Source organism: Blastopirellula sp. SH421, from assembly GCF_057808535.1.
The window spans coordinates 6,469,595-6,492,162 of the sequence record NZ_CM173712.1; the positions used below are offsets into that span (position 1 = coordinate 6,469,595).

A 22,568-nucleotide genomic window follows, 5' to 3' on the forward strand; every position below is an offset into this window, starting at 1 on the left:
CCCCCCTTTGCCACCAATTCGCTGTACGATGGCCTTACAGCAAAGCAAATTTCTCGAATAACTCGTCGCAGCGAATAGAATAATACGTCCGGGCTTCAAGATTCAGGCGGTTCGTCTCGCAAGCTAACCAATTACAGAATAACGACTTGCGATGCAATCGGTGTTCCGCAACCCTCTTTTTGAGTACTCTCGCCCATCCCGGCCGCTTCTATGAGCGAACAGCCTTCCGATTTGCCAAACGCCGCAGACCAGGCAACTTGCCTGATCCAGACCCACCAAACAGGGGTCTGGCGGTATTTGCGTTCACTGGGCTGTAACGATCATGAAGCCGAGGACCTGACGCAAGAAACCTTTTTACGCGTCTTGCAAAAACCGTTTGACGACTTTGATCGGGCTGCTACCGCCGCCTACCTGCGACGGGTCGCCCACAACTTGCTGATCGATCTGCGTCGCCGTCAAAAGCGCCTGATCGTGACCGACGACGTCGAAAAGATCGACGCCTTCTGGCGGCATGTGACTGCGGCCGATCAAGGAGAAGAGATCATCACCGTCTTGCAGCAATGCTTGGAGTCACTCTCCAACCGAGCGCAAACGGCGCTGCGAATGCGATTTGAAAGTCGCAAATCGCGGCAAGAGATCGCCGACGCCATTGGTGTAGGCGAACATGGAGCGAAAAATCTGATGCAACGCGCCAAGTCGCAACTACGCGAATGCATCGAACGAAAACTGCGACTGGAAGATCAACTGTCGACCCGCAAGTCATGACCGAACGCAACGAACCACTGATCGATTCATTGCTAGACGAGCATTTCCAACAGAAAAGCCCGCCCGATCTGACCGCGCGCATTCTGGCTCAACTTCATTCGCAAACCGCTCCTTCGCAAAACGGCGCCGCTCGGCTGGCTCCGATCTCTGCACCCATCTACGACGAAGCGTTACACGCGACGCATCCGCCGGTCGATGGTCCCGCGTCGGAGATTGCCGTTTCTGAAATGGACATCACCGAGTTGGGTTCCTCACGCAGCGAACTGGCGCGGCGTCGCACGATCTGGGCGCGGCGGCGTCAATGGATCGTCTCCGGCGGCATGTCGATCGCACTGCTGGCTTTAGTTGTTTTTGGTGCTTGGGTCATCCAAAGCAACCAACTGGAGAATCAGCAAGTTGCCTCCGAGCAGCTCGATCCATCGATTGCGCCGCAAACCAATGCAGAACCGCGAACTCCAGTAAGACTCGCTCAACCGGCTGGCGGCGACAACGATCAAGATCAGCAGATTGTGCCTGGCGTTGATCAGCCGAGGCCGCAAATGGCGGGCAATACGCCTTCTCCGGCGGCTGCTCCACAAGTCGCCGGTAACAACACGAAACCCATCAAGCCAGAAACCGCCGGTCCTCGCCCGCAAATTATCGCTGAGCCGATCCCGACTTTGGCCAAGAGCGACGCGCAGGTGGTGACGGAAATCGATAATGCCTTGGCTGCTGCCTGGAAAGATGCCGGCGTCAAACCAACCGCCGAAGCAACCCCGGAAGAATGGTGCCGCCGCGTTTACTTGCGTCTGCTAGGACGGATTCCCTCGGTCGAAGAGATCAAGCATTTTGCCTCGCAGCGCGGACGCGATCGCGACGAGAAGCTGGTCAACGAGATTTTGTACGGTGAGCAGCATCGTGACGAACTGGCCCAATACTGGGGTTCGCGATTGGCAAACACGCTGATCGGTCGCGCCGCCGGTATGACCGACAACAGCGACGTCAACCGCGCCGCCTTTGAAAAGTATCTCGGCGAAAGCGTCGCGGCCGGTAAGCCGTACGATGCGCTGACGCGCGAACTGTTGACCGCCGCCGGCAGCAACCAACCTGGCGCCGCCGACTATAACCCGGCCGTCAACTTTCTTGGCTCGCTGCTGGATCAAGACGCCACGTTAGCGACCGCTAAAACCTGCCAGGTTTTCCTCGGCCGTCAGGCTCAATGCTCGCAATGTCACAATCATCCCTGGGATGCGTTTGACCAACGTCAGTATTGGCAATTGAACGCCTTTTTCCGTCAATCACATGCCGAAAAGGAGAAAGCCAGTTTTCGCGTCGTCGACAAAGATTACGCTCCGCCTGGGGACAAGCCGGAAGATGGCTTTGTCTACTTCGAGCGCAACAACGGCGTTGTCGATGTCGCTTATCCACAATTTCCCGGCGCCGAGCCGATTCCGCCCAGCGGGCGCGTCAGCGATGTGAATCGCCGTGATTACTTGGCCCAATACGTTACCCACAGTGATATGTTTGCCGAAGCGACCGTCAACCGCATGTGGCAACATTTCTTTGGTGTTGGCTTTACGCCGCTGGTAGACGACATGGGGAAGCATAATCCCCCCTCCCATCCCGAACTGCTACAGGAACTATCTGGCGATTTCGCCGCAAGCGGTTTCGACCTGAAACGTCTGATGCGGTGGATGGCGTTAACCGATGCGTTCCAGCTTTCCAGCCAAGCTGGTCCCGATCAAACAGGGGCCGATCAGGTAGCGGATCAACCCTATAGCGGTCGCCCGCTGTTCTCCCACTATTACTCGCGTCAGATGGAAGCCGAGCAGCTGTATCAGTCGTTGGAGATGGTCGCCCAATCGCGACGCGCACCGGCGCTGATCGCTGATTCGGCCGCGCGTCATCAATGGTTGGGACAATTTGCTCGCGAGATGGGGGATGACGAGGGAACCGTCGAACATGCATTAGATGGTTCGTACGGACAATCGCTCGAAATGATGAATGGCCGCTTGATGGAAAAAGCGACTCGACTCGACTCAGGCGTGCTGAAAAGCGTCATCCACAGCAGCATGTCACCCAGCGAAAAAATCGATCACTTGTTTTTGGCCGCTTTGGCGCGCAAGCCCAACGGTCGCGAACGGAAAGCGATCAGTCAAATTTTGACCGCTCGCCAAGATGAAATGCCCGCCGCATTGCAAGACATCTGGTGGGCTCTGCTAAACAGCAACGAGTTTTTGCTCGATCACTAAACTACTTCCAAGCCAGGCAAATCGCCCTTTATCCAATCGGAGAACACTATGTCCATTCCCACCGGGATGTCGCGACGTCACTTTATGAAGCACATGGCGGGCGCCTCGGCCATGGTCGCTCCGGCGATGATGATGGGAAACGCCATCCGCACCAACGCCGCCGACCTGACCAGCCGCGGCAAAAGCTGCATCATGCTTTGGATGGGTGGCGGCCCCAGCACCATGGATCTCTGGGATCTGAAGCCCGGACAAACCACCGGCGGGCCGTTCAAGCCGATCTCGACCACCGGCGATTTGCAAATCTGCGAACACCTGCCCAAGACCGCCAAGATCATGAAGCACCTGTCGGTCGTTCGATCGATGAGCACTCGTGAAGCCGATCATAATCGTGGTCGCTATTACATGCACACCGGCTACGTCCCGAATCCCAACATCGAACACCCCGGCTATGGTTCGGTGGTCGCGCACGAGTTGTTTGACCAACGTCCGTACCTAGAAATTCCGCCGTTCGTTTCGGTCGGCGGCGGCAGCGTTGGACCAGGCTTCCTCGGTATGAGCTGGGCGCCGTTCACCGTTAGCAGCAACGGCCAAGTCCGCAACCTGAAGATGTCTGGCATGGGCGAAGGAACTCTCGCCAAGCGACTCGAAATGTTGAAGCTGGTCGAAAACGGTTTCATCAGCCAACGTCGTGGCCCAGCCGCCGAAGATCACGCCAAGATCTTGAACAAGACGGTCAACCTGATGACCAGCGAACAAATGAAAGCGTTCCGCGTCGCTGAAGAACCAGAAGCGATGAAAGAGATGTACGGCACCAACGGCTTCGGCCAAGGCTGCTTGCTCGCTCGTCGTCTGGTCGAAGCGGGCGTACCCTTCATCGAAGTCGACCTGGGCGGTTGGGACAACCATACCAACATCTTCAATACCTTGGCTGACACCAAACTGCCAGGCATGGATCAAGCGATGTCAGCTCTGGTGACTGACCTGGAACAACGCGGTCTGCTGAAAGACACCACCATCGTTTGGATGGGCGAATTTAGCCGCACCCCGCGGATCAACGGCAACACCGGCCGTGATCACTGGGCCCGCAGCTGGAGCACCGTCGTCGGAGGCGGCGGCATCAACGGCGGCATCGCCGTGGGCAAGACCAGTGACGACGGAACTCGCGTTGAGACCGAACCTTACTCGGCCGAAGACATGATGGCGACCGTGTGCCGAGCGATGGGCATTTCGCTCGAAACGACGTTCACCAGCAAGAATGGCCGGCCGATGAAAATCGCCAACGGCGGCAAAGTGATCAAAGAACTGATCGCCTAAGCCAAGATCAAAGCACGAGCGCTCATGGACGGACGGCGCTGCAAAAAGAGCCCCACGAGCCAGCATTCGCATTTCGCAACCAAGCCGGCGTCTTTTGAAAGACGCCGGCTTTTTTTATGGTTGCAGCCGCCTCGAAGCAGATTGAGTACCATATTTCTATACCAAGCGCCCCCTAACGCCGCCGTTTCCCCAAAATTGGTAGCCAGTACTCGCTTATGACTTCGATCGAAATGCTTCCCGCCGACGAGCACAATGCGGCGCTGGTGAAACATGTCCATCCCGACGATTGGAGCAATCCAATCCCCAGCGGGCGTTACAATTTAATCGCCATCGGCGGCGGCTCGGCCGGCATTATCTCTGCGCTTGGGGCGGCGGGTCTCGGCGGCACGTCAGCGCTGATCGAACGCAAGTTTCTGGGGGGGGATTGTTTGAACTTTGGCTGCGTACCAAGCAAAAGCTTGATCCGCGCGGCTCGAGCGGCGCATGCCTTCCAAACGGCGCCCGCTTACGGAGTCAATCCGGTCTGCGACCCACGCGTCGAATTCGCGCGCGTGATGGAGCGAATGCGTCGCGTGCGTTCCGACATCTCTCGCCATGATGCGGCTTTGCGATTCGCCAATCTGGGGGTCGACGTTTACTTAGGAGCTGCAAAGTTTGTGGCCCCCGATGCAGTCCGCGTCGACGGTCAAACGATCAAGTTCGCACGCTGCGTGATCGCCACGGGAGGACGCCCCCAAATTCCCCCGATCCCTGGACTAGCAGAGTCTGGTTATCTGACCAACGAAACAATTTTTTCGCTAACGAAGTTACCCGCGCGTCTGGCGGTGCTGGGCATGGGACCGATCGGAACAGAAATGGCGCAAACGTTTCGTCGATTTGGAAGCGAGGTCCACGCGATCGAGCGCGAGTCACGTATTCTTTCGCGTGAAGACCCCAGCGCCAGCGAAGTAGTCCTTCAACAACTGAAGCTAGAAGGGGTTCAGCTCCACTTGAATCATCTGGTCACCCATGTCGAAAAAGTGGGAGACGTGACACAGGTGACCATCGAAGCGGCTGGCGAATCGAAAATATTGGAAGTCGATGCGATCCTGGTCGCGCTCGGCAGAAGACCGAATGTGGAAGGTCTCGAACTCGATAAGGCTGGAGTTGAGTTCAACAAAAAAGGGGTGATCGTCAACGATCGCTTACAGACGACGAACCCGCAAATTTTTGCGGCAGGCGACATCGCCGGCAGTTATCAGTTTACGCATGCGGCCGACGCGATGGCGCGGGCCTGTTTGCGCAATGCACTCTTCTACGGAAACGCGCGGCTCTCAAACTTGATCATGCCGCGTACAACCTATAGCGATCCCGAAGTGGCGCATGTCGGGATGACGCCGGCGCAAGCGCAGGAACAAGGAATCTTGATCGACAGCTATCGCGAAGAGATGAAAGAGGTCGATCGGGCGATGGTCGACGGCGAAACAAGCGGCTTCGCCGTGATCCACACGCGCCGCGGAACCGGCAAAATCGTCGGTGCAACGATCGTAGCGCCGCATGCCGGCGAAATGATCAGCGAGATCACCTTACTGATGTCGACTAAGCGCAAATTGGACACGCTGGCCGACGTGATCCATTGCTATCCGACTCAGGTCGAAGTTTTGAAACGAATCGCGGATCAATACAATCGGACCAAGCTTTCTCCCCTAGTGAAAACCTTGTTCCAAAAATGGTTGTCCTGGCAGCGTCGCTAAGTCTTGGGCGCCTTAGTCACCCACGCCGATATCGACGTCGAACGCGCGCTGCACCAGCGAGTTTTCATGATGTTCGTGATGCAAATAGCGCTCGGCGAACTTCCGAAATCGTCCTCTTAACTCGGCAGAGTAAGGGGGCGATTGATCGTCGGCTTCTATGCGACACGCTTTGATCTCTGCTAAAAACAACGGATGTTCACCGGCAAGTCGCGCGGCTTCCGCTGCCAAATGAGGTGCTCGGCGGAGCGATTCACGCATGTACTCTCCCTGTTCTTCCGCCAGAAAGTGCTCGTCGAGTCGATCATAAAGCTCGTCGAGCATTTCGGTCAGCGAAATCCACTCGGTCCGCCCATTATCGTCCGCAGATAGGACTCTCCGAATGTTGCGGAGCAGGTCATGCTCCAGCAGCAATGCATGAAAATCAAGCCGAATCGTTTGCTCTGTCATCGGTCCTTACTCCAACCAAAGAGTAGATTTGTGTGGAGCCGGTGGTCGCAATTCCCAGCGGCGACGACAGTGATCAGAGGCAAGGCGTACTTGCATTATAATCGCAAGCAGATGCAACAATCAGCCGATATTCTGGCAAAAAACGCGTCTTTCTGGGAGCCTCGCCTAGAGAGAGTGAGGGCGCTAAATTCGCGGTGCGCAAACGTTTCGTTTACAATGCGGCGTGAACATTTTACTGCGGGCAAGCCTACTCGAGGCCTCGCTTGCGACGAAGTCCGCCCCTTAAGCCTGTATAGGAATTACAACGTTGGAAGCCGCCAAAGCGTACGTTGTTCGCCTCCTCTTTCGTGCGCGGCCCGCGCTGCACAAGGGGACAATCCTCACCAATCTAGAGAAGCACGCGCCCGACGCCGCTCCTTTGGATGGGGATCGCGAAGAGGGAATCCTGGCCTTCGTCCGTACCGCCCCTGAGTATGAAAAGGCGCAATGGATCGCGACTCCGGCGCCGCTTGATACCGAAACGTGTGACGAAGCATGGACCGAAGCTTTAGAACAATCGTGGAATTGGCCCGCAGCGCGCGAGATTGCAGCCGAATGCAAATTTGAAATCCAGATTGCCGACGTACGTGCGACTCAGCTGCCGGCGGCGCGTAGACTCCGCATGATTCAACAGCTCATCACGGCCTTCCTTCAAACAGCGCCGTGCGATGCGATCTATTGGGCGGCGTCGCGTTCGTTCGTTTCGCCGGAAGATTTTCTCGCGGCGGTCGATTCGGTAGGAGAAAACCCGTGGCTGGCCCCCGGCGCGATTCATCTCCGCCAGTTTCGCGTCGTCGAATATGAAGATGGCACCGACGCTTCTGCTTGCGATACGCTGGTCGATAGCGTGGGGCTGGCGACTTTGGGGATTCCGGACGTGCAATGTCACTTTCGCGGCATCGACGCCCAACTGATGACTTCGCTGCTTTATCGCGCTGCGTGTACTCTATTCGAGACCGGCAAAGTTGCCGCAGGGGACGCCATCGCCGGGATCCGACCGGGCCAATTCTGGAGCCACCGAGGCGAGCAGTCACTTGCGCCCCCATACCGAACGGTCGTCGATATCGCCCCCAATGGGGGTCACAAATCGGGCGTTCGTGACTGAATTTCTGCCAAAGTGGGCGAATTCATGCGCAATTTACCTGAAAATCCAAGATAGCGTGTGCATAAGTGCCCAGTCTGGCTATCTTTAAAGAGAGCCCCAAAATCGCAAACCCATGCGTAGACAGCTGCCGTGACGATTGCATTTGAAAAACTCGTTCCGCCTCCGGGCCATTCCTTTCGCTGTTTTGAACGCTCAGCGCTAGAAACGCCTGCGAAGTGGCATCGGCATCCGGAACTTGAAATCACCTTCGTTCCTTATGGCTCCGGCACACGTCTCGTGGGCGATCATGTCGCTCGCTATAGCCCCGGTGACCTGGTCCTGTCCGGCGAGAATCTGCCGCATACTTGGCTCTCTGACGACTTTGTCGGTAAAAAGTTCGATCGACACATCGCGTATGTGATCCAGTTCAGCAATGACTTTCTCGGCGCAACCTTTTTTGAAGCGCCTGAGCTGACCGACGTCCGCTTGATGCTGCACAAGGCCCGCCGCGGCTTACTATTTAGCCCCAACGTCATTCAGCGTGTGGGCGAGATCATGAAGCAAATGCCTGAGCAGCAGGGGCTGACGCAACTGATTTCGCTGCTCAACTGCTTAAATTTGCTGGCCGAAGAAGGTGGCGAAGTTCTCGCCAGCGAAGGGTATACCCCAGGCTTTGATCATGCGTCCGACTGGCGCATCGACAAGGCCTGTAATTACATCAACGAACATCTCGAAGATCCAGAACTCTCGCACGCCGCGATCTGCAAAGAAGTCGACATGAACCCCTCGTCGTTCAGTCGCATGTTCAAGCGTGCTACCGGTCGGACCGTCACCCAATATGTCAGCGAGCTGCGCATCGGCATTGCTTGTCGGCTGCTGATGGAGACCGGAGACAGCATTCTTGATGTCAGTCTAAAGTCTGGCTTCGACAATCTCTCCAGCTTCAATCGCAGTTTCCGCAAGATCAAGCAAATGACTCCTCGCGAGTATCGCTCGACCTTCTTAGAAGCCCATAAGAGCGCGGCGCCGGTTTAGAGCGTCGACACGCGCAGTGTGCAATCTGTTTGTAGATGGCTGCGTGATTAAAATCCAAATGCCTCATGGAAGCCGAAGAGCGTTGCTCGACGTGGGCTGGGTGAAGCAAGACGCATCCCGGTAACCAATTTCAAACGACCTCACTCGGCTTGTGGAAGCACCAACTTCCGCTCGACAAGCATGGTCTGGTGGGTTGCAGACGCGAATCAGGTTTTCTCCCCAGGCTCAGCGGCAATCGCGTGTTCCAACCACCTTACGGGAGATGCTAGGAACCACAAAAAAAGCCGACCATTGGGGTCGGCTTTTTCTATTTCTGATTGTGGCCTGGGAACGTTAGTCCCACCACCATTGGCCCGGCTTGAGGTCTGGTACAACCACTTCGGCACGTTCCTTTTGCAACGCTCCGTTTTCGTCCGGCACTTGGCGTTCTGGCAACAGAGCATACTTGGGCTTGATCGAAACGCCGCCGCCGATCGGGGTGACAAGTCGTGAACCTTTCCAGACGGCGTTAACCGCGGTCTCGACCTGAGTCGGTGCATTCAGGACTTCAACCGGATAACGGCTTTCGTCGTTGAAGACTCCCAAGCCCCAGTTGGCCTGACCGTAAAGGTCATACTCTTGGATGTAAGCGGCAGCGATCAGCATGTCGATCTGGTTACGCAGTTGAGCGTAAACCGGCGACCGCTTGGCTAGTTCTGGATACTTCTTGGTGAAGGTCGTGGTGAACATGCGGCTGGCGGCATCTTCGCCACCGGTCTGCAAGCGACCACCATCACGGGTCACCAGTTCGGATTCGCCAATCAACTTGACTCCTTCACCGACCAGTTCCATCGCGAGTCCATCTTCGCTCATTTTCACGCACTCGTAGTTCGGCGTGAAAAACCAACGCTGCAACGCTTTGGAGCCGCCGCGAGATTTTTCGGTGTAGCTAGGAATCCGAACCGGCGGTTGCTCTAGTCCGATGCCGATCAGTTTCATGCGATAGTCGGCTTCCACCAATACTTTCGCAAAATTGGTCTTGGGCGAGATACCGGTCACCGTGACGTTTTGCTTGCCCAACGCTTGCTTCATACCTGGGATCAGAGTGTTCAGGTTGATATTCGCGAGATTGGTGCCGAGGCTGGCAATATACTGGTTGTAGTTCTTCAAGCCTTCGGCAGTCGGATCGATTGAAACGCCGACAAAGTTGACTCCCTGGGTGTCAGGGGCATAGGCTCGCATCGCAACAATCAAGTCGTCCAGCGACAAGACTGCCTGACCGGTGGTCGTGCCGATGGTTTCGCCAGCGAGATCGGTCACGAATCCTTCTGCCGGACCAGCGATCACAACATCCCCGGATTCGGGATAGAAGAAGACGTACTTCAACTGCGTCAGTCCGGCGAGATGCTTCATCTCTTCTGAAATCGTGTTGTTTTGATCGGTCGCTTTGGCCAGCTCTTTTTCTAGGCGATTTAGCGAGATTTTGCGGAGCCCGCTCGCTTTACGCAGTTCTGGCGATTGCGTCGCGTTTGCGGCTTCCAAACGTTGGCGCATCAGCTGTCCGGTCGGATCAGCCGCGCGTTGCATCCGCAGCACGCCTTGGGCGTCGACGTAAACGCCGGACTGGTTGATGTTGCCATTGTTAGTTTGAGCAGCAGCCGGGGCGACCAATAATCCGACGGCGAATGTCGCCAACAGCAAGTGATACAGCCGGGTCGAGCGGAATTCCATGTCTGATCCTTGGTCCAAATACGCAGCAAGAAAGGGTAGGCGCGAATTGCTCACCGCTTGTGAAGTGCAAGCGACGAAAGATGAGCCGGCAATGCCGTTACAGACAACCCACAGCAAATCGCCGCAAGTCAGCCGTCCCTTTGATCTTAATTTGGGAAAATAGGGAAGGCAAGCAATCGACGAAAAAGGCACAGATCGTAACGGTTTTCCTCTCCGCAGGCCTAATCTCGACAATTTCGCGTCGCAACTCTTTTCAAATCAAGAACTTGCGTCAATTCTTACTCGGCCGACGTGCATTGGGTGGAGCGGTGATCAATTTGAAATTTCCTTCTCCCAGCAGCTGATCGACTCGATCTCGCATCTCCAACGAGACGTCGACTCGCCGCGAAGTTCGTAGCAGTGCGGCATGGCCGTCGGTCAATTGCAGCACCAATTGCAAGTCGCAATCGCCGGGATAGGCCCGCAGAATCTCGTTTAAACTCGGGAGAATCTCGACCCCATGGTGCGATTCGTCGATCCGAATTCGCACCCCTTTGGTGTATCGCGAATGAGCGTCTTCGATCGGAACTAGGTTGTTAACGATCAAATTCGCCTCGTCATCTCCCCCCCGTTTGTCGACACGCCCTTCGATAATAAATACCGCTTCCGTTTTTACCAGATCTCCCAGATTTGCGTATTGTTCAGGCCACATGATGCAGCGGATCGCGCCGTTGACATCTTCTAGGTCAAAGTTGGCGTACTTGGTGTTGTTACTGCCTGGGCGAGCGCGTTTGGTGTGGGCAAGCTTGATCGAAGTGATCATTCCCCCCATCACCACATCCTGCTTGTCCTTCATTTGCGGAATGTCGGTAGAAGTATGCGTGCAGTAGATCGCGAACGATTGTCCATATTCGGCCAGCGGGTGACTGGTTAGGAAGAAGCCGAGCACTTCTTTCTCATAGAGCAATTTTTCCCGTTCGTTCCACTCTTCGACGTCCGGCAGCTTGACCGCTTTTGCGCCGGCTCCCGCAGCATCTTCCATCGCCGCAAAGAGGTTCTTCTGGCCAGCTTTGCGATCAGACAATGCCGCAGCACCAGCTTGGATTGCTTTATCCAAAACCGAACTCAGCTGCGCCCGATTTTTGGACATCGAGTCAAAAGCGCCAGCTTTGATCAAGGTTTCAATCGCAGCTCGATTGCACTGCGAAGCGTCAACCCGTTCGCAGAAATCAAAGATGTCCGTAAAGGGGCCATCTTTGCGGCGCGCGGCGACAATCGCTTCGGCGGCGCCGCCGCCACAACCTTTGATCGCGCTTAGTGCAAACGGAATGGCGCCGTCGACCACGGCGAACTCGACATCCGAGGTATTCACATTCGGCGCGAGGACCTCGATCTCCATCCGCTCGGAGTCTTCCATATGCTCGACCAGCGCATCTTTGGTCTTGAAGTTACGACCAGAGATATCGCCTGACAGCAAGGCCGCCATAAACTCTTTGGGATAGTGCGTCTTCAAGTATGCCGTTTGATAGGCGACCAGCGCGTAGGCGGTCGAATGGCTTTTGTTAAAGCCGTACCCGGCAAACTTAACAATCATCTCCCAAAATTCTTCGGCCTCTTTCTTGGTCAGACCTTTCTCGACCGCGCCGATCATAAACTGTTCGCGGTTCTGCTGAATCAGCGACTCTTTCTTCTTACTGATCGCTTTAATACAGGTGTACGCTTTGGCGAGCGGGATATCGCCGAGCTGATTCAAAATCCGCATCACCTGTTCCTGGTAGACCATCACCCCGTTGGTCTCTTCCAAGATCTTTTCCAGCACCGGATGCTTGTACTCGGCCGCTTTACGACCGTTTTTGACTTCGATGTATTCGTCGACCATGCCCCCTTCCAGCGGACCTGGCCGATACAACGCATTGGTCGCGATGATATCGAGAAAACTATCGGGCTTCATGCGGCGCAACAGATCGCGAATACCGCCGCTTTCGAGCTGGAATACGCCTTTGGTTTCGCCGCGCCGCAGCAGCGCAAACGTCTCTTCGTCATCGAGCGGCATCTTATGAATGTCGAACGGTTTTCCTTCGCGCTTCTCGATCAGATCGATCGCGTTGCGCAAGATCGTCAAGTTGCGCAGACCCAAGAAGTCCATCTTCAAGAGCCCGGCGTCTTCGACGTCGTTCATCGACCACTGCGTGATCAAATCTTCTTTGCCGGTCACGCGGCAGAGCGGCACGTAATCGGTCAGCGGACGATCAGCGATCACGACCGCCGCGGCGTGCGTACCGACATTGCGGGCCAAGCCTTCGATCTTCATCGCCAAGCTCAGCACTTCGCGAGCTTCGCCGTCGTTTTCGTACGCTTGCTTCAGCTCTTCGCTGGTTTCGATCGCCGTCTTCAGCTTGATGCCCAGCGTTTCGGGGACCATGCCGGTGATTGCGTTCACGCGATCTAGTGGCAGACCCAGCGCACGCCCGACGTCTTTGATCGCCGCGCGAGCGGCCAACGTACCGAACGTACCAATCTGAGCAACGTTGTCTTCGCCGTATTTGTCTTTCACATAGCGAATGACAAGCCCGCGGCGCTCTTTGTCAAAGTCAATATCGATATCTGGCGCTTCCAAGCGGTTTTCGTCAAGGAACCGCTCGAACAGCAAGTCGTACTTGATCGGACAAACGTGACTCATGTAAAGCGCATAGCAGACAATCGCGCCGACGCCGCTACCGCGCGCGGTAGCCGGAATGTTTTGCTTGCGGGCCTCGACCACAAAGTCCCAGACGATCAAAAAGTAGTTGGGAAACCCAAGCCGGCTGATCACGCCCAGTTCGCGATCCAGCCGCGCCATGACGACCTCCGACAGTTCGCCGCCGGGGAGCATCTCTTCATTTCCTTCGTACCGTTCTTTCAGTCCTTGGATACAAAGTTCGCGCAAGTAGCCATCGGCTGTTTTCTCGGGCGGCAACTTGTAGGTGGGAAAGTGCCGCTTGCCCAACTCCAAATCAAGATCAACCGTGTCAGCGATCTCTTGACTGCGCGCGACAGCATGCTCCAAACGCGGAAAGTCGGCGTACATCTGCTCTTGCGAGCGCAGGAAGAACTGATCGTTCTCCATTCGCATCCGATTGGTGTCGGTGCGGAACTTGCCGGTGTTGATGCACAGCATCACGTCTTGCGCTTCGGCGTCATCTTGATCGACATAGTGCGTATCGCTGGTCGCAACCAACGGCACGCCGATCTTGTTCGCGATATCGACAGCCCCTTCCAATTGCAGCCGCTGAATTTCGAGCCCATTGTTCATGATCTCGACAAAGTAGCGATCCTTGAAGACGCGCTGGAACCATGATGCGACGTTGGCGCCTTCTCGTTCTAATTCTTCGGTTGACGTGCCGCGAAGAATCGTCTTGGAAAACTCACTGCTGACGCAACCGCTAAGACAGATGAGACCTTCGCTATATTTTTCGAGCAGTTCTTTGTCGATCCGCGGCTTGAAGTAAAACCCTTCGAGATACGCAGCCGACGCCAACTTAACGAGGTTGCGGAAACCGATCTTGTTTTGCGCAAGCAGCGTCAGGTGATAGTTCGAATCGCGCTGACTGCCAGACTTCTCAAACCGGCTGCCGGGCGCAATGTACGCTTCGTACCCAATCACCGGGTTGATTTCAGCTGCTTTGCACGCGCGATAGAACTGCAGCGCGCCATGCAGATTACCGTGGTCGGTAATCGCTAGCGCATTCATGCCGTGATCCTTCGCTCTGCCGACCAATCGCGGAATCGAGCCCGCTCCATCCAGAAGGCTATAGTGCGTATGGCAGTGCAGGTGGACGAAGCGGCGATCGCTCATCATTCCCTCTTGGGCGAAAAGAGTGGCGTTCCTTCAAAGCGGCACAAGCGACGCCGCGGCAGACAACCAGGATTCTATCGCGAGCGGCGCCTATTGATAACCGTCAAGACTTTTTTGCGGGTCTCACTTTCCTGTTTTTTCGCCGCATAGTTTGCCCAGCCGGCAACTTAGGGTTCAATAGATAGATAGATATCCGCTTCGCCCCACTTCTGGAGTTCCCGCCTGTGTTACGACTTTTTTCCCTGCTCGCTTTCGCGACAATGGCCCTTTTCCCCTCGATTGCGATGAGCGCAACCCCCGGCGAATCGCTCCGCGTGATGTCGTTCAACATTCGCTATGGCTCGGCCAAAGATGGCGAAAATCACTGGGACATCCGCAAACCGCTGGTGATCGAGACGATTGAGCGTAACGATCCCGATCTGCTGGGAACGCAAGAGTGCCTGCCATTTCAGGAAGAGTACATTCGCGAGAAACTGCCGCAGTACGACTGCTATGCCGTCAGCCGCGAAGGGGAGGGGACCGCGGGGGAAGAATGCGCCATCTTCTATCGCAAATCGCGGTTTGAGCTGCTAGACAAAGGAAGCGTCGCGTTGAGCGAGACGCCCGAGAAAATTGGGTCGGTCAGTTGGGACTCGTCGCTGCCGCGGATTGCGTCGTGGGTCAAACTGCGCGACAAGCGGTCAGGCCACGAGTTCACATTTTGGAACACGCACTTCGATCATCGCGGCCCCAAGTCTCGCGAAGAGGCGGCCAAACTGCTGGTCGCCCAGATGAAGTCGGCGACCAAAAGCGGTCCCGTAATCCTGACCGGCGATTTCAACACCGACGCTGGATCTGCGCCTTATAAAACGTTGGGGCAACATCTCCGTGATTCTTGGATGTCCGCCCCCCTGGAAGCTTCGACTTGGACCTTTAACGGCTGGAGCGACCAGACCTCAGGGGCTCGGATCGACTGGATTCTCTATTCACAAGATTTCGATTCTTCTCAGACGACCATCGACCGCTGGAAAAGCGCCGATGGGCACTATCCTTCGGATCATTGCCCTGTGACGACGACGTTGACCTTTGTCGAATACCCGTCACGAACACCATAGCGGATGAGGCGCATCGAGCAGATGCGCCGGTTGTGGGGTCAAATCGCGGATCGACTTTTCCATCTCGGCAACTGCGTCTGTCGTCGCGTGGTAAGCGAGTTGAACCTCGAAATTCACCGCACCGCCGGGGGGCAGTTTGACCACGCGATCGTTTTTCACCTCAAACGAACGTGGGTTGGGGAAATTGGTCGCCGGCTCAAGCCCCGTCACATAGCCGTCGGCAGTGGCCGCCGTGTTTTTCCAGAGCGAAAAACAGGGAAGCGTCCCCGTATTGTACGTCACCGAGATTGCTCGATCGCCGGCCGCATTTTTGAGCATCGTCGGCGCTCGACCAGCGGAGTCCGTGGCGCACTCGCAAAAGTAGACCATTTCTTCAAAACCAACCTGCGGCCCGCTGTATTGATCCCAGGCGCCGATATTTCCGGCTGAGTGATCGTTGCGCGGCACAACTTTGATCGCCGGAATCACCGCCGTCGCTCCTGCTGACAAGACCGGAGCGCCCAAGTTGATGTGATACAGCAACTGGGCTTCGGCCGGCTTGGCCGAGAGGTTGGTGATCGTGTCTTTCAATCGAAAGCCATTTTCGCCGCGGGCAATACGATATTCGACGGTTAGCTTGACGTTGTAGATCAGGACGCGGGTTTCATAGACTTCTCCGCGGATGATCACTTCTCCCTCTTCGGTGATTTCGGCGGTAACCCTTTGCGCCGGCTTGTTGGCGATGCGGCCATGCAGCGGATACATCAGGCGGTGGGTCTGGGGATCGAACTCTGGCGCGCCGTTGCTTTCTAATCCGCAGCGGACCAGAAGTTCGTTAAAACCGTCGAGCCAACCGATGCCGTTTGGTTCGCTGAGGGGAACAAACTGCGGATGAACAGGTCCAGGAACCGGCGAATTCCAACCGATCCGCTCTCCATCGCAGTAAGCGTCCCAGACGCCCATGCCGCGAGTCGGCAAGATTCGGAGTCGAAATCCTCCGCTGGTCACTTCCACTACATCGCCCCCCTGCGAGAGTCCGCCGCGAAGCGTCCATTTGCGGATCGAGACATCGCTAAAGGAATCGCGAGCCAGTGTCGCGACTTCACCGTCTGGCGTGTCGAGTGTGAGATTTTTTTCTGCGTCTAGCAGGGTCCAAACTGTGCTAGTCATCGCGGGGTTCTCGATGGGGGTGTTAGGGACATCTATTTTTTTGATTTACGATATCGCGTTAAAGCTATCCAATCCAGCACTGCCCCTGCGTTAAGGGGACTAGGTTTACTTGCGACCTGCAAAAAACCTGCTAAAACAGGCGTTTCGCGCGGTTCCGCAGATCTCTCCTGAGGGAGGGTCAGAAACGAGCGTCGCGAGCATTGGCAATGGAATTTAATCCGCCGCTGACATAGGGAAATCGCCCCACGAGGCGCTTCATCTTACACAGAGAGATACGAACGCGATGATCGAAAACGTGGTGAAAGGGGACAGTGTCGCCCCCATCTTGGATCGAGCTTTGGACGCTGGTGAAGGTCTGTTGCGACTCTCGCCCAACTGGGTACCGCGAAGTTTTTTGCATCCCGGCAAGCGAATCAAGCTACATCCAGAAGATTGGTACGCCTATGGCGCTCACCGCGGCGGCATCGACGAACGTTGGTTCGCCAGCACCACGGACGCGGCGAATGAAGGTCGCGTGTGGTACGAAGGGCAAAGCTTTGGCCTGTTTGAAGGCCAGCACTTCCTACTGAAAGACGCCGTCGCCGAAGCAGGCGAGCGCCTGATCGGCAAACCGATGTTCAGCAAGTACGATCGCTGGCCGGTTTACTCGAAGTTCTTCGACAACATGGGACCGATTCCGCATCACTTCCATCAAAGCGCCAAAGATGCCGCGTTGGTCGGTCAGGAAGGAAAGCCCGAAAGCTATTACTTCCCACCACAGTTGAACAACGTCGATAATAATTTCGCCTACACCTTCATGGGGCTAACCCCTGACACGACCAAAGCCCAGCTGCGTAAGTGTCTCGAAGATTGGCACAAGGGGGACAACGGCGTTACCTATCTGTCGCAGGCGCATCGTCTGAAGCGGGGAACCGGCTGGTTGATTCCGCCGGGCGTGCTGCATGCACCCGGTTCGCTTTGCACCTACGAACCGCAATGGGGCAGCGACGTCTTTGGCATGTTCCAATCGCTGGTCGAAGGACGGGAAGTGCCGTGGTCGCTACTGGTGAAAGATATGCCGGAAGAGAAGCACCAGGACCTGGACTTCATCATCGGTCAATTGGACTGGGACAAGAATGTCGATCCCAACTTCAAAGCCAACAACTACCTAGAGCCGATTGTTGACACCGAACGCAGCGGCAAGGGTTACACCGATCGCTGGATCGTTTACGGCACGGTCGACGGAGCGCAAATGTTTAGCTCGAAGGAGCTGACCATTGAGCCCGGCGCCAAATGCACGCTGCAAGACCCCGGCGCGAGCGGTTGGATCACCATGCAAGGCAGCGGCCGCATGGGCAAGCTGAAACTGCAAACCCCAGCGATGATTCGCTTTGGCGCCGAGACCGAAGACGAAGTCTTCATCTCGCACGAAGCGGCGACTGCCGGCGTCGAAATCGAGAACACCGGCAGCGAACCGCTGGTCGGCCTCCGCTACTTCGGCCCCGATGTTCATAGCAATCTGCCTGCGATGGGCGCGTTCCGTCAAGCGTAAGGCCTCTTGATCCGCTCAGCCCCGGAGCCGCTTTCGCCCGGGGCTTTTTCGTGTGCAAGCCGCACACCCACTTCATCTCTATCTGCACCGTAAAGGGACCCGAAAATGAGCGATTCTACGCACGCGATGCCCAAGCTGCACAACGCCATGTGGCCCGGCCTGGTTGGCAAAGAAGAGGGCACCGATCATCCGCCGATCAGCTTTGACCACATGCTGGATCTGACGGCCGCCGCCGAGGTGAATGGCCAAAAGTTTGAAGGGATCGACTGCTTTCTCTTTCACCCGCACACCGATCCCGATGCGTCCGAGGATGATCTCAAAATCCTGGCCGACAAAGTCGCCGCACGGGGCCTGAAGATTGGCTCGTTGGTCGCGCCGGTGTGGCCCGGTACTGTCGGCGCTTCAGCGATGGGCTCTGGCGAAGATACGGCGAAGTTCAAACTAGCAATCGAAAAGGCCTGTCGTATCGCCAAGATCTTCAACGATCACGGCGTCCGAGAATACGGCGTGATCCGGATCGACTCGGCCGAGGGTACCGAGAAGTGGTTTGAACATCCGTCGGCCAGCACCGCCAAGATCGCCGCCACCTTCAAAGAAGCAGGCAAGATCGCCGCCGATCACGGCGAACGCCTGGCCGCCGAAGGCGAAATTTGCTGGGCCGGCATGCACTCGTGGCGCGATGTGCTGAACCTGCTAGAAGCGGTCGACATGCCGCAAACCGTCGGCTTTCAGGCTGACCTGGCGCATACCTATCTCTACCTGATGGGCTACAACGCGCCAGAGCACGCGCTGCTGAAAGAAGGCTATAGCGACGAAGAGTTCTGGGCCGCCTATAAGACGATGACCGATGCGCTGCGTCCTTGGACGATTGACTTCCACGTCGCCCAAAACGACGGTACTGTCCACGGCACCGGCGCCCACGACAAGACAGGCCGACACTGCCCCGCGGACGATCCCAACGGCAAGGTCGACATCGTGAAATGCTCTGGCTACTGGCTCGAAGGCGCCCAACAGCGCGGCGTTAAACACATCTGCTGGGACGGTTGCATGTTCCCCAACGAAATGCTGGAACAAAGCGCAACCTGGAACACGATTTTGGAGGCGATGGTGAAGGTGCGGGGGGCGCATGGGTGGGAATGACTAAGGTCTAAATCCTAATGTCTAATGAATGACGAAGTTCGAATGCCGAATGACGAGGACTCGCGGGCCAAGCGTCCGTTTGACCTGGAAGAACGGACGGCGCGGTTTGGGGAAGCGACGATTCGTTTCCTCCGTGCGGTACCTGAGAATTCGGTAACGCGGCCCCTCATTCAACAGACTGTACGCTCCGCAACCAGCATCGGCGCCAACTACTGCGAAGCGGATGACGCTGGCACCAAAAAAGAGTTCAAATATCGTATTAGCGTTTGTAAACGTGAGACGAGGGAAACCAAGCATTGGCTTCGCATGCTGGCCACCGCACTTCCCGAGCAAAAGGACGAATGCCGCAAGCTATGGCAGGAGGCGAAAGAACTGCACCTGATATTCGTCGCCATCTTCCGCAATAGTTAAACAAGGACTCTTGCTTCTTCATTAGACATTAGTCCTTAGACATTAGACATTCCCAAGTCCCCATCACCCACAACCAACGCCCTTCAGAAAGGTCCTCAATACATGGCTAAAAAACCTCTCAACATCGGTCTCGTCGGCTACGGCTTTATGGGCCGTACTCATACCAATGGGTACAAACGCGTCGCTGATTTCTTTCCAGAGCTGAACTACACGCCGGTGCTTAAAGCCGTTTGCGGGCGTAGTGAAGAAAAGACAAAAGCATTTGCCGAGCAGTGGGGCTATGAGTCTTACGAGACCGACTGGGAAAAGCTGATTGCTCGCGATGATATCGATGCGATTGATGTTTGCACGCCCAACGATACCCATTCACCGATCTCGATCGCCGCTGCTAAAGCTGGCAAGATGATCCTGTGCGAAAAGCCGATCTCGCGCACCACCGCAGAAGGTGAAGAGATGGTCGCTGCGGTCGAGCAGGCCGGCGTCCCCAATACCGTTTGGTACAACTATCGCCGACTGCCGGCGGTATCGCTGGCCAAGCAGATCATCGATAGCGGCAAGCTCGGCACGATCTATCATTATCGCGCCAACTTTTTGCAAGACTGGACAATCAACGCCGAACTGCCGCAAGGCGGCGCCGGCCTCTGGCGTTTGGACGCGGCCGCCGCCGGTTCTGGGGTCACCGGCGATTTACTGGCTCATTGCATCGACACCGCGATCTGGCTCAACGGCGGGATCACTGATGTCAGCGCGATGACCGAGACCTTTGTTAAAGAGCGCATGCACCAACTGACCGGTAAGAAAGAAAAGGTCACTATCGACGACGCATGTGCGTTCATGTGCCACTTCAACAACGGGTCGCTTGGCCTGTTCGAGTCGACTCGTTACGCACGTGGTCATAAGGCGCTTTACACGCTAGAGATCAACGGCGCCAACGCTTCGCTCCGCTGGGATCTACACGACTTGAATCGTTTGGAGATGTACGATCACGCCGACGATGGCCCGCAGCGCGGCTGGAAGTCGATTCACGTCACGGACGGCGATCATCCCTACATGAGCCATTGGTGGGTGCCGGGGCTGAGCATCGGCTACGAACATAGCTTCGTTCACCAGGTCGCCGACTTCCTGAAGTCGCTCGAAGAAGGAAAACCGTGCGAACCAACCTTCAAGTCGGCGCTCGAAACCGCCAAGGTCTGTGACGCCGTTTTGGAAAGCGGTAAGTCGCGCCAATGGATCAATGTTTAGCTGACACCCATAACGAAATTAAGGCTCGCATCTGCGAGCCTTTTTTTGTTGGGCCGGCCATGCCTGCCGCTCTCTGCTTCTCCCGATTTTTGTAACGATCGCAGGACAGCAATCGACTTGCACGCGCGGTCGCCAGGTATGGCCGGGCCTACTATTTAGAACCAGAAGCGGATGCCAGAGACCAAGCCATATAACTCGGCGGTTTCGATATTGGTGTATTCGTAGCCGATGTAGGTTTCCAAGCGTCGGAAGTGAACGCCGATGGTCGAGCGGAGATGAAAGAGCGACGCGTTCCCGACATAGCCCCAGTCGAGTTCATTGGACGAGATCACGTACTTGGTCGGATACCAATCGAAGCCATAGGTGAAGTTGAATCCGACGTCGGTTCCCTGTTGGCGATCGTGTAAAAAATTGGCGCCCAATCCGCTGCGGAACTGGACCGTCTCACTTTGGGCAAAGCGAAAAACCAGATTCAAATCTCCGGTCGTCAGCTCGTCGACGCTGTTTGGGCGATTCTCAAAGTACTGATTCCATTGCGTATCAACTCCCCACCGCTGCGATCCCTCGACCAGCAGCTTGGCGCCGACACGCGACAGATCGTGAAAGTCATTGTCGTATTCGACACTGGCCCGCACCGAATAAGGCTTGCCCGTTTCGGCCCATTCTTCGCCCAGCAACATGTAACCGCTCTCTAATTGGCCGGGATAAGCTTGGAAAGAGCCGGGCCGCGCAAATTCATCTCCCAGCGCTTGCTGGGGTCCCCACCAGGGAGACGTAATCGCGACGCCTGTGATGAATGCGCCAGCGAGGAGGAGCGAACCACTATCCGTGGAGGATGAGGAATCATCGCAATCCTGATTGTGTTGCGATTTTTTGGATTGCGACTTGGGCTGTTCCTGCGAAACGTTACTCGGCGACGCAGGCTCCCGCGCTTCGTATGCAGCCGACTCAAGCAATCCTTGCGCCGCTCCATTTGCGCAGTTCAAAGCGCAAACAAACAAGGTCAATAATAGGCGGCGAACAGCCATCGCAAAGCGTCCGTCTCTCGGGTGGATCAATGACGCCCGGAGAGTAGCCCTTATGGCGCGGCAGCGTCAAGAGCTTTATACAGCTAGCAGGCTGCTGATTTTCAATCTACAGCTAGTGTCGCACGAGGTTATCGATCGACTCTACAGAACGTGAAAAACGATAATCTTTCCAGAGTCCGCGGCGGAAGACTTCGGCGTTTTGCTGGGCTTCTTCAAACAGCTTTTCCTGGCCCAACGGTCGTGCTGCGCATTCGGGCCGATAGATCGTCAGGCCTTGGTTGACGATGTCGATATTTAGCGATGTACGCGCCCAACCGACGCGTTCGGCCGGCTTCAGCCCTTCCCACATGCTTTCGCGATCGACCAGATAATCCGCACGGATTTCGATATCCACCGCTGGAAATTTCCCTGCCGTCTGACAGAGTGCGACTCGAATAAGGAACTTTTTGTCTTCCAACTGATCGACGAGTTGCTGCTTGAGCTGCTCCTGCTTTTTGACCCATTCAGGGTTATCGCCGACGGGCCACTCATGAAACGGGGCGACCGACGCCATGCGAACGCGAGCCGTCTTGTCTCCAAAACGGATCCGGATGTCATCAAGATCGACTACGCTCCGTATGGTGACTTCGCGTTCTTTTTGATCGCCAAATATGTCGCGGAGCTTGACTTCTTTGGGTTTGTTCGATTGCGCATGAACCGGATTCGAAACGGAGATAGCGCTAGCAAGAGCGAAGGACGTCGCCCAGAGCAGACGGTGCATGATATGTCTTTGTTGTAGAGAAGAGCGCGAAAAGAGGTGAG

The 22,568-nt window shown here is 56.0% G+C and carries 17 protein-coding genes; 11 read left to right on the plus strand and 6 right to left on the minus strand.

What is annotated here, in order from left to right:
* Nucleotides 1-210: 210 nt before the first annotated feature.
* The 4 genes from SH421x_RS26255 (at nucleotide 211) to SH421x_RS26270 (ending at nucleotide 6,043) form a co-directional block, all read left to right on the plus strand.
* Nucleotides 211-765, plus strand: a complete 555-nt coding sequence (locus SH421x_RS26255; protein ID WP_488852991.1) for an RNA polymerase sigma factor — start codon at nucleotides 211-213, stop codon at nucleotides 763-765.
* Nucleotides 762-2,996: a DUF1549 domain-containing protein gene (locus SH421x_RS26260; protein WP_488852992.1), complete on the plus strand. Its 2,235-nt coding sequence runs from the start codon at nucleotides 762-764 to the stop codon at nucleotides 2,994-2,996. The genes SH421x_RS26255 and SH421x_RS26260 overlap by 4 nt, the downstream gene beginning before the upstream one ends.
* Nucleotides 2,997-3,044: 48 nt before the next feature.
* The gene (locus SH421x_RS26265) at nucleotides 3,045-4,310 is read left to right on the plus strand and encodes a DUF1501 domain-containing protein (protein ID WP_488852993.1); all 1,266 of its coding nucleotides are present in this window, start codon (nucleotides 3,045-3,047) and stop codon (nucleotides 4,308-4,310) included.
* A gap of 215 nt (nucleotides 4,311-4,525) precedes the next feature.
* Nucleotides 4,526-6,043 (plus strand): mercuric reductase, encoded by a 1,518-nt coding sequence (locus tag SH421x_RS26270; protein ID WP_488852994.1) that lies wholly within the window; start codon nucleotides 4,526-4,528, stop codon nucleotides 6,041-6,043.
* Between the two features lie 12 nt (nucleotides 6,044-6,055).
* Here SH421x_RS26270 and SH421x_RS26275 read toward each other — a convergent pair whose 3' ends face one another.
* Nucleotides 6,056-6,490, minus strand: a complete 435-nt coding sequence (locus tag SH421x_RS26275; RefSeq protein ID WP_488852995.1) for a hemerythrin domain-containing protein — start codon at nucleotides 6,488-6,490, stop codon at nucleotides 6,056-6,058.
* A 307-nt stretch (nucleotides 6,491-6,797) separates the two neighbouring features.
* On the opposite strand from SH421x_RS26275, the gene SH421x_RS26280 reads away from it, so the two are divergent.
* Nucleotides 6,798-7,634 (plus strand): DUF4261 domain-containing protein, encoded by an 837-nt coding sequence (locus SH421x_RS26280; protein WP_488852996.1) that lies wholly within the window; start codon nucleotides 6,798-6,800, stop codon nucleotides 7,632-7,634.
* Between the two features lie 129 nt (nucleotides 7,635-7,763).
* Nucleotides 7,764-8,648 (plus strand): cupin domain-containing protein, encoded by an 885-nt coding sequence (locus SH421x_RS26285; RefSeq protein ID WP_488852997.1) that lies wholly within the window; start codon nucleotides 7,764-7,766, stop codon nucleotides 8,646-8,648.
* A gap of 333 nt (nucleotides 8,649-8,981) precedes the next feature.
* Here the strand turns inward: SH421x_RS26285 and SH421x_RS26290 are convergent, their stop codons facing one another.
* Nucleotides 8,982-10,358: a DUF1598 domain-containing protein gene (locus tag SH421x_RS26290; RefSeq protein WP_488852998.1), complete on the minus strand. Its 1,377-nt coding sequence runs from the start codon at nucleotides 10,356-10,358 to the stop codon at nucleotides 8,982-8,984.
* Between the two features lie 271 nt (nucleotides 10,359-10,629).
* Nucleotides 10,630-14,172 (minus strand): DNA polymerase III subunit alpha, encoded by a 3,543-nt coding sequence (gene dnaE, locus SH421x_RS26295; RefSeq protein WP_488856494.1) that lies wholly within the window; start codon nucleotides 14,170-14,172, stop codon nucleotides 10,630-10,632.
* A gap of 284 nt (nucleotides 14,173-14,456) precedes the next feature.
* Here dnaE and SH421x_RS26300 point away from each other — a divergent pair, with 284 nt between their 5' ends.
* Entirely contained in the window at nucleotides 14,457-15,266 is an 810-nt protein-coding gene (locus SH421x_RS26300) for an endonuclease/exonuclease/phosphatase family protein (protein ID WP_488852999.1), read from the plus strand.
* On the opposite strand, the gene SH421x_RS26305 is transcribed toward SH421x_RS26300, so the two are convergent.
* The gene (locus SH421x_RS26305) at nucleotides 15,252-16,415 is read right to left on the minus strand and encodes an aldose 1-epimerase family protein (RefSeq protein WP_488853000.1); all 1,164 of its coding nucleotides are present in this window, start codon (nucleotides 16,413-16,415) and stop codon (nucleotides 15,252-15,254) included. The two genes, SH421x_RS26300 and SH421x_RS26305, sit on opposite strands and share 15 nt — an antisense overlap.
* A 283-nt stretch (nucleotides 16,416-16,698) precedes the next feature.
* Here SH421x_RS26305 and SH421x_RS26310 point away from each other — a divergent pair, with 283 nt between their 5' ends.
* The 4 genes from SH421x_RS26310 to SH421x_RS26325 all read left to right on the plus strand — a co-directional run bounded on the left by SH421x_RS26310 (nucleotide 16,699) and on the right by SH421x_RS26325 (nucleotide 20,739).
* Complete coding sequence (locus SH421x_RS26310) at nucleotides 16,699-17,946, plus strand: hypothetical protein (protein ID WP_488853001.1); 1,248 nt, start codon at nucleotides 16,699-16,701, stop codon at nucleotides 17,944-17,946.
* Nucleotides 17,947-18,051: 105 nt separating this feature from the next.
* Nucleotides 18,052-19,086 carry a sugar phosphate isomerase/epimerase family protein gene (locus tag SH421x_RS26315; protein ID WP_488853002.1) on the plus strand — a complete coding sequence of 345 codons (1,035 nt, stop codon included), beginning with the start codon at nucleotides 18,052-18,054 and terminating at the stop codon, nucleotides 19,084-19,086.
* A gap of 42 nt (nucleotides 19,087-19,128) precedes the next feature.
* Nucleotides 19,129-19,497: a four helix bundle protein gene (locus SH421x_RS26320; RefSeq protein WP_488853003.1), complete on the plus strand. Its 369-nt coding sequence runs from the start codon at nucleotides 19,129-19,131 to the stop codon at nucleotides 19,495-19,497.
* A 102-nt stretch (nucleotides 19,498-19,599) separates the two neighbouring features.
* Nucleotides 19,600-20,739, plus strand: coding sequence for a Gfo/Idh/MocA family protein (locus tag SH421x_RS26325; RefSeq protein ID WP_488853004.1), 1,140 nt, complete (start codon nucleotides 19,600-19,602; stop codon nucleotides 20,737-20,739).
* A gap of 155 nt (nucleotides 20,740-20,894) precedes the next feature.
* On the opposite strand, the gene SH421x_RS26330 is transcribed toward SH421x_RS26325, so the two are convergent.
* On the minus strand, nucleotides 20,895-21,767 hold the full coding sequence (locus tag SH421x_RS26330; RefSeq protein ID WP_488853005.1) for a hypothetical protein: 873 nt from the start codon (nucleotides 21,765-21,767) through the stop codon (nucleotides 20,895-20,897).
* A gap of 112 nt (nucleotides 21,768-21,879) precedes the next feature.
* Nucleotides 21,880-22,527, minus strand: coding sequence for a hypothetical protein (locus SH421x_RS26335; protein WP_488853006.1), 648 nt, complete (start codon nucleotides 22,525-22,527; stop codon nucleotides 21,880-21,882).
* Nucleotides 22,528-22,568 lie beyond the last annotated feature (41 nt).

What these genes read in the sequence shown, in the direction of transcription:
- SH421x_RS26255 (WP_488852991.1), top strand. Translation starts at nt 211, where the DNA reads ATGAGCGAACAGCCTTCCGATTTGCCAAACGCCGCAGACCAGGCAACT.
- SH421x_RS26260 (WP_488852992.1), top strand. Translation starts at nt 762, where the DNA reads ATGACCGAACGCAACGAACCACTGATCGATTCATTGCTAGACGAGCAT.
- SH421x_RS26265 (WP_488852993.1), top strand. Translation starts at nt 3,045, where the DNA reads ATGTCCATTCCCACCGGGATGTCGCGACGTCACTTTATGAAGCACATG.
- SH421x_RS26270 (WP_488852994.1), top strand. Translation starts at nt 4,526, where the DNA reads ATGACTTCGATCGAAATGCTTCCCGCCGACGAGCACAATGCGGCGCTG.
- SH421x_RS26275 (WP_488852995.1), bottom strand. Translation starts at nt 6,490, where the DNA reads ATGACAGAGCAAACGATTCGGCTTGATTTTCATGCATTGCTGCTGGAG.
- SH421x_RS26290 (WP_488852998.1), bottom strand. Translation starts at nt 10,358, where the DNA reads ATGGAATTCCGCTCGACCCGGCTGTATCACTTGCTGTTGGCGACATTC.
- dnaE (WP_488856494.1), bottom strand. Translation starts at nt 14,172, where the DNA reads ATGAGCGATCGCCGCTTCGTCCACCTGCACTGCCATACGCACTATAGC.
- SH421x_RS26300 (WP_488852999.1), top strand. Translation starts at nt 14,457, where the DNA reads ATGAGCGCAACCCCCGGCGAATCGCTCCGCGTGATGTCGTTCAACATT.
- SH421x_RS26305 (WP_488853000.1), bottom strand. Translation starts at nt 16,415, where the DNA reads ATGACTAGCACAGTTTGGACCCTGCTAGACGCAGAAAAAAATCTCACA.
- SH421x_RS26310 (WP_488853001.1), top strand. Translation starts at nt 16,699, where the DNA reads ATGATCGAAAACGTGGTGAAAGGGGACAGTGTCGCCCCCATCTTGGAT.
- SH421x_RS26315 (WP_488853002.1), top strand. Translation starts at nt 18,052, where the DNA reads ATGAGCGATTCTACGCACGCGATGCCCAAGCTGCACAACGCCATGTGG.
- SH421x_RS26320 (WP_488853003.1), top strand. Translation starts at nt 19,129, where the DNA reads ATGCCGAATGACGAGGACTCGCGGGCCAAGCGTCCGTTTGACCTGGAA.
- SH421x_RS26325 (WP_488853004.1), top strand. Translation starts at nt 19,600, where the DNA reads ATGGCTAAAAAACCTCTCAACATCGGTCTCGTCGGCTACGGCTTTATG.
- SH421x_RS26330 (WP_488853005.1), bottom strand. Translation starts at nt 21,767, where the DNA reads ATGGCTGTTCGCCGCCTATTATTGACCTTGTTTGTTTGCGCTTTGAAC.
- SH421x_RS26335 (WP_488853006.1), bottom strand. Translation starts at nt 22,527, where the DNA reads ATGCACCGTCTGCTCTGGGCGACGTCCTTCGCTCTTGCTAGCGCTATC.